The organism is Streptomyces sp. NPDC053076, from assembly GCF_044546845.1.
GTDB lineage: Bacteria > Actinomycetota > Actinomycetes > Streptomycetales > Streptomycetaceae > Streptomyces.
This window is the reverse complement of record NZ_JBITZL010000004.1, coordinates 605,319-611,972: the sequence shown is the minus strand read 5'-3', so window position 1 is coordinate 611,972 and position 6,654 is coordinate 605,319. Positions and strand designations below refer to the sequence as shown.

Here is a 6,654-nt window from a genome sequence, read left to right as displayed (position 1 = left end):
GCGGGGGCGGTCTCTCCTCGACACACCCCCGCGCCCCCCCACCCCCCCCCCGCCTTCTTAGCCCACGATGCCCCGTTGGGGGTGGGGGGCCCCCCCCCCCCCCCCCCCCCCACCACCGCCTTGTCCCCTTACGTTCATCCCGCCGCGAGCCGCCGGGACAACGGCGGCTCCCCAGAAGGGAGAACGGGGGTGCACACGTGCGTATAGGACTGCTGACGGAGGGTGGCTATCCGTATGTGAGCGGTGACGCGGGGCTCTGGTGCGACCGGCTCGTGCGCGGGCTCGAACAGCACGAGTTCGACGTCTACGCGCTCAGCCGCAGCCGGCGCCAGGAGGCCGAGGGCTGCGTTCCGCTCCCACCGCAGGTCCGCCGGGTGCGTACGGCGCCACTGTGGACGGCCGAGGACGACGGGGTCGCCCACGGACGGCGCGCGCGCCGGCGCTTCACCGAGTGCTACGGCGACCTGGTGGCGGCGGTGTGCGCCGGGCCGGAAGGACCTTCCGGCCATCTGGCGGACCGTTTCGGCAACGCGCTGTACGGGCTCGCCGAACTCGCCCGCGAGGAGCGCGGACTCGTCGGCGCCCTGCGCTCCGACGCCGCCGTACGCGCCCTGGAGGGCGCCTGCCGCGCTCCCCGCGCGCTGCGCACGGCGCGCGACGCCCGCGTACCCGACCTGCTCACCGTCGCCGCACACCTCGAACGCGCCCTGCGCCCCCTCTCTGTCGACTGGTACGGCGACGACGCCCTCGGCGCGGCCGACCTCTGCCACGCCGCATCAGGCGGCCCCGCCGCCCTCTGCGGGCTGCTCGCCCGGCACTTCTCCGGCGTACCGCTGCTCGTCACCGAGTACGGCGTGCAGCTCCGCTCGCACTACCTGACCCTCGGCCCCGACGCCGCCACTCCCGCCGTGCGCGCCCTGCTCGGCGCCTTCCACGGCCGGCTCGCCGCCGAGGTCTACCGCTCGGCCGAGATCCTCACCCCGGGCAACGCACACGCCCGCCGCTGGCAGGAACGGTGCGGGGCCGACCGCGCCCGGATCCGCACGGTGCACCCCGGTATGGAGGCCGACCGCTTCACGGAGGTCGGCGAGTCCCCGGGCCGGGCGGACCCGGGCACACTGGTCTGGGTCGGGCGCGTCGACCCCACCAAGGACCTCGTGTCGCTGCTGCACGCCTTCGCCGAGGTCCGCAGGGAGGAGCCCGAGGCCCGCCTGCGGATCGTGGGCGCACCCTCCGGCGCCGAGGGCGCGGCCTACCTCGGCCACTGCCGGGCACTCGCCGCCCAGCTCTTCCCGGACGAGGCGGACGGCGCGCACGCCGTCGGTGACAACCCCGTCTCCTTCGAGGAGATCGGTGCCCCGGAGGCCCCCACACTGCCCGACGCGTACGCCGCCGGCGCGGTCGTCGTCCTCTCCAGCGTGGTGGAGGGCTTTCCGATCAGCCTGGTCGAGGCCATGTTCTGCGGCCGGGCCACCGTCTCCACGGACGTGGGCGCGGTCGTGGAGGTCATCGGCGGCACGGGCCTGGTCGTCCCCCCACGCAATCCCAGGGCGCTCGCCGAGGCGTGCGTGACACTGCTGCGCGACCCCGAGCGCCGTGAGCGCCTCGGCGCCGCCGCGCGCGCCCGGGCGCTCGAACTGTTCACCGTCGAGCAGAACGTCGCGGCATTTCACGGCATTTACCTGGAGATCGTCTCGCACTGCCCGGTCCGCCGGGTCGTCCTGGACGAGTCCGGCGAGCCCCTGCCCTTCGCCGCCCCGGCCGAGTCCCGCGTCCCCGGCCGCTGGACCGGCCCCACGGCCCGCGCCCTGCCCCGCGGCGTCCCCGCCTGGGCCACCACGGCACCGGTCCGCGCGACCCCGCTCGCGGCCGCGGAGGGGGCGCGATGAGCGGCCTGGACAGCCGGACCGCCGGCAGCGGGACGGATTCCGGCCCGGCGGGTGAGCCAGGGGAACGGAGTGAGCGGCACGAACCGGGCGCGGGAGCGACGGGCGTGCCGGGTGCGGGAGTGATGGGCGTGCCGGGCGTGCCGGGTGCGGGAGTGATGGGCGTGCCGGGCGCCTGGGTGGCGGGCGACTGCGGTGGCGGGGTGGCGAGCGACTGCGGTGCCGGGGTGACGAGTGATTTCGGTGCCGGGGTGGCGAGCGTGCCGGGTGCTGGGGTGGCGCGAAACCTCGGTGCCGGGGTCGCCGGCGTGTCGGGGGTGGCGAGCGTGCCGGGTGCCGGGGTGGCGCGAAACCTCGGTGCCGGGGTCGCGGGCGTGACGTCCGACCGGACACGTGCCCTCGGCACCCGTCGGAGGTCCGTCGACCCGGTGAAAGCCCTGCTGCACCGGCACCGTGAGCTGTGTGAACGGGCCGTGGACCCGCTGGAGATCGCCGCGGGGCTGGAGGCGCACGGCGTCTCCGACCGGACCGCCGCCCGCTTCCGGCATCGTGACGTCTTCTCGCTCGCCGAGGAACTGTACGCACGCGTGCCGCGCATCACCGAGCCGTGCCCGGAGTCCCCGCCCCTGCCGGTGCTCCCTGTCCGCGTCGGCTGGGTGCTGCTCACCCTCCTGCCCGGCGCGTTCGGCGCCGCCACGGTGACCGGACTGCGCCTCACCCACGGACACCCCCGTCCGCTGGTGGCCCTCGGCGGTCTCCTCGCCGTCGCCCTCGCCGCCCGCGCGGCCCTGCGCCACGGCCCGCTCGCCAGTCCAGCCGGCACGCGCGCGTGGCGCAGCGCGGCCGGCACGCGCGCGTGGACTCTCTGGCTGCTCGGGTACGCCCTGGCCGGTGACGGCCTCCTCCACGCCGTCCTGACGGGCGGGCCCGACGGCCCGCCCACCGGCGCCCCGGACGGCCACTGGCCCACGGCCACCGCGCCCGCCCTCGCCCTACTGCTGGCCTGCGCCCCCGCGGCCTGGTCCGCCCACCTCCTCGCCGCCGGCGCCCGCCGCAGGCTCGTCGGCAGCCGGGGTCTGGAGGAGTTCACGGCCGCCGCCAAGCCGTTGCTGCTCGGCGCCTTCGCCCTGTTCCTGGGCGCCCTCGGCGCACTGCTCGCGCTGTGCGCCACCGCCCTGCACGAGCCGGCGGCCTATCCGCAGGCCCTCACCCTGGGCGCCCTCCTCGTACTCGCCCGCCTGCTCACCGTGCACCGGCACCGGCACGCCCCCGCCGTCGCGCTGGGTGCCGCGGTGGCCACGGAGGCGGCGGCCCTCGCGCTGCCGGCGGCTGCCCGGCTGCCCGGCTGCGCCTTCCTGGCGGTCCCCGTCGAGACCCTCGTCGACACCTTGGGCGAAGCCGCCGTACCGGCCCTCGCCTGCGGCACCGCGGCCCTGGCCCTGCTGTGGCACGCCGGCCGCACCCTCACCCGGGCCTCGGCCCACGCCCCCACGGGAGCACCCGAGTGAACCTTCCGCCCACCGGCTCGACCCACCGCCGGAGGCACCCGCACCACCCCTTTGAAGGAGACATCAGATGACCACCTCCCGATCCGGAGCGTCCGGAGTCACCGGGACCGCCGGAGCGTCCGGAGTCACCGGGACCGCCGCAGCGTCCGGAGCGGCCGCAGGAGCCGTCGAAACGGCCGGTACCACCGGCGCGCACACCCCGGGAGCCGCCCGATGAGGGTCCTGCTGATCGGAGCCAACGGATTCATCGGCCGCTTCGTCGCCGACCGCCTGCTCGCCGACCCGGCCGTACAGCTCACCGCACTCGGCCGCGGCGACGACGCCGACGTCCGGTTCGACCTCGCCACCGGCAGCCCGGGCGCGCTCACCCGCTTCCTCGACGCGGTCCACCCCGGGGTCGTCGTCAACTGCGCCGGTGCCACCCGCGGCGGGGCCCGCGAACTCACCCGGCACAACACCGTCGCCGTGGCCACCGTCTGCGAGGCGCTGCGACGCAGCGGGTGCGGTGCCCGCCTGGTGCAGATCGGCTGCGGTTCCGAGTACGGACCCAGCCAGCCCGGCTCCTCCACGGCCGAGGACGCCGTACCGCGCCCCGGCGGCCCGTACGGCGTCAGCAAGCTCGCCGCGACCGAACTTGTCCTCGGCTCCGGCCTGGACGCGGTCGTCCTGCGCGTCTTCTCGCCGGCCGGCCCCGGAACCCCGGCCGGCTCCCCGCTCGGCCGGCTCGCCGAGGCCATGCGCCGCGCCATGCAGTCCGGCGACGGCGAACTCAAGCTCGGCGGTCTCGGCGTCCAGCGCGACTTCATCGACGTACGCGACGTCGCGCGGGCCGTGCACGCCGCCTCGCTCTCCGCCGCGCAGGGCGTGATCAACATCGGCTCCGGCCGTGCCGTCCGTCTCAGAGACGCCGCCGCCGTGCTCGCGCGCGTCGCCGGGTACGGCGGTTCCCTGCACGAACTCGACGCCCCGCCCGGCCCGCTGCGTGCTGCCATCGGGCACCCCCGCGCCGACTCCGAGCACGCGGCCCCGGTGGCGTACCCCTACCCGGACGGCTGCGGCAGCTGGCAGCAGGCCGACGTACGCACCGCGCGTGACCGTCTCGGCTGGCGGCCCCGCATCAACCTCGAGGAGTCCTTGGCCGACATCTGGATGGAGGCGGCATGCCGCATCTGATCAGGACCACCGCCGGTGCCACCAGCACCACCGCCGGTGCCACCAGCACCACCGCCGGTGCCACCGGCACCGGCGTCCGTACCTCGCTCGGCGTCCCGGGCTACGCCCACCCGCTCGTCGCCCCGGGTCAGTGGGACGAACTGGCCCGCCCCGGCACTCCGCTGGACTGGGTCGTCCTCGACGTCGCCGCCGGCCCCGGCAGCCGTCCGGACCCGCACTGCCTGGAGGCCGCGGGCCGGCTGCGCGCGGCGGGCGTCCGCGTCCTCGGCCACCTGGACCTCACCTACGGCGCCCGCGCCTTCGGTGACCTGCTCTGCGATGCCCACCGCCACCTCGACTGGTACCGCGTCGACGGCTTCCTGCTGGACCGCTGCCCCGTCGACCGCACAGCGCTGCCCGAGGTCCGCCGCGCGGTCACCACACTCCGGGCGATCAGTGACGCCGCCCACATCGTCCTCGGCCACGGCCGGCACCCGCACCCCGGCTATGCCGAGAGCGCCGATCAGTTGGTGACCTTCGCGGGCCCCTGGTCGGACTACCGCTGGTCGCAGGCGGCCGAGTGGACCGCCGACTACCCCCCGGACCGGTTCTGCCACTTCGTGCACGGCCTGCCCCGAGGCCATCTGGCCGAAGCGCTGCGGATAGCCCGCTGGCAGGGAGCGTCCACGATCTACTTCACGGACCGCACCGACGGCGGCGGACGCACCGACCCGTGGGAGACGATGCCCGGCTACTGGGACGAAATCGTCTCGCGTGTCGGAACGGGAGTCTCGGAATGAAGAAGGCCATGGCAGTGTTACGGGGAGAACAACTGTAGTGATTGACCGACCAACGGAGTCCCCGTGTCGCTGCCACCCCTGGTCGAGCCGGCTTCCGAGCTCACCGTAGACGAGGTCCGCAGGTACTCCCGCCACCTGATCATCCCCGATGTGGGCATGGACGGGCAGAAGCGGCTGAAGAACGCCAAGGTGCTCTGTGTCGGCGCCGGCGGCCTGGGCTCGCCGGCGCTGATGTACCTGGCCGCCGCGGGCGTGGGCACCCTCGGCATCGTGGAGTTCGACGAGGTCGACGAGTCGAACCTGCAGCGCCAGATCATCCACAGCCAGTCCGACATCGGCCGCTCCAAGGCCGAGTCCGCACGCGACAGCGTCAAGGGCATCAACCCGTACGTGGACGTGATCCTTCACGAGGAGCGGCTGGAAGCCGACAACGTGATGGACATCTTCAGCCAGTACGACCTGATCGTCGACGGCACCGACAACTTCGCGACCCGTTACCTGGTCAACGACGCGTGCGTGCTGCTGAACAAGCCGTACGTGTGGGGCTCGATCTACCGCTTCGACGGCCAGGCGTCCGTGTTCTGGTCCGAGCACGGCCCCTGCTACCGCTGCCTCTACCCGGAGCCCCCGCCCCCCGGCATGGTGCCCTCCTGCGCCGAGGGCGGCGTGCTGGGCGTGCTGTGCGCGTCCATCGGCTCCATCCAGGTCAACGAGGCCATCAAGCTCCTCGCCGGCATCGGTGAGCCGCTGGTCGGCCGTCTGATGATCTACGACGCCCTGGAGATGCAGTACCGCCAGGTCAAGGTCCGCAAGGACCCCAACTGCGCCGTCTGCGGCGAGAACCCGACCGTCACGGAGCTCATCGACTACGAAGCCTTCTGCGGCGTCGTCTCCGAGGAGGCCCAAGAGGCCGCCGCCGGCTCGACGATCACTCCCAAGCAGCTCAAGGAGTGGATCGACGACGGCGAGAACATCGAGATCATCGACGTCCGCGAGATCAACGAGTACGAGATCGTCTCCATCCCGGGCGCCAAGCTGATCCCGAAGAACGAGTTCCTCATGGGCACCGCTCTGGAGGGCCTCCCGCAGGACAAGAAGATCGTCCTGCATTGCAAGACGGGTGTCCGCAGTGCGGAAGTCCTCGCGGTCCTGAAGTCCGCGGGCTTCGCCGACGCGGTCCATGTCGGCGGCGGCGTGATCGGCTGGGTCAACCAGATCGAACCGCACAAGCCCGTCTACTGATCAGCGGTCTCGCTGACCAGCGAGCCAGAAGAAGCCCACGGCTCCGACCAGGTCGGATGCCGTGGG

The 6,654-nt window shown here is 74.0% G+C and carries 5 protein-coding genes; all 5 read left to right on the top strand.

All coding sequences use genetic code 11. The features are described 5' to 3' along the window. The first annotated feature begins 197 nt into the window (after positions 1 to 197). The 5 genes from ACIGYR_RS20135 to moeZ all read left to right on the top strand — a co-directional run bounded on the left by ACIGYR_RS20135 (position 198) and on the right by moeZ (position 6,588). Entirely contained in the window at positions 198 to 1,889 is a 1,692-nt protein-coding gene (locus tag ACIGYR_RS20135) for a DUF3492 domain-containing protein (protein ID WP_399597689.1), read from the top strand. Beyond that, entirely contained in the window at positions 1,886 to 3,394 is a 1,509-nt protein-coding gene (locus ACIGYR_RS20130) for a hypothetical protein (RefSeq protein ID WP_399597692.1), read from the top strand. Before ACIGYR_RS20135 ends, ACIGYR_RS20130 begins: the two co-directional genes overlap by 4 nt. A 213-nt stretch (positions 3,395 to 3,607) precedes the next feature. Further along, positions 3,608 to 4,567, top strand: a complete 960-nt coding sequence (locus tag ACIGYR_RS20125) for an NAD-dependent epimerase/dehydratase family protein (RefSeq protein ID WP_391840542.1) — start codon at positions 3,608 to 3,610, stop codon at positions 4,565 to 4,567. After that, on the top strand, positions 4,555 to 5,346 hold the full coding sequence (locus ACIGYR_RS20120) for a spherulation-specific family 4 protein (RefSeq protein WP_399597693.1): 792 nt from the start codon (positions 4,555 to 4,557) through the stop codon (positions 5,344 to 5,346). Before ACIGYR_RS20125 ends, ACIGYR_RS20120 begins: the two co-directional genes overlap by 13 nt. A 63-nt stretch (positions 5,347 to 5,409) precedes the next feature. Beyond that, positions 5,410 to 6,588, top strand: coding sequence for an adenylyltransferase/sulfurtransferase MoeZ (gene moeZ, locus ACIGYR_RS20115; protein ID WP_391840545.1), 1,179 nt, complete (start codon positions 5,410 to 5,412; stop codon positions 6,586 to 6,588). Positions 6,589 to 6,654 lie beyond the last annotated feature (66 nt).

Coding starts and splice junctions, on each gene's coding strand:
- ACIGYR_RS20120 (WP_399597693.1), top strand. CDS start 4,555: ATGCCGCATCTGATCAGGACCACCGCCGGTGCCACCAGCACCACCGCC.
- ACIGYR_RS20130 (WP_399597692.1), top strand. CDS start 1,886: ATGAGCGGCCTGGACAGCCGGACCGCCGGCAGCGGGACGGATTCCGGC.
- ACIGYR_RS20125 (WP_391840542.1), top strand. CDS start 3,608: ATGAGGGTCCTGCTGATCGGAGCCAACGGATTCATCGGCCGCTTCGTC.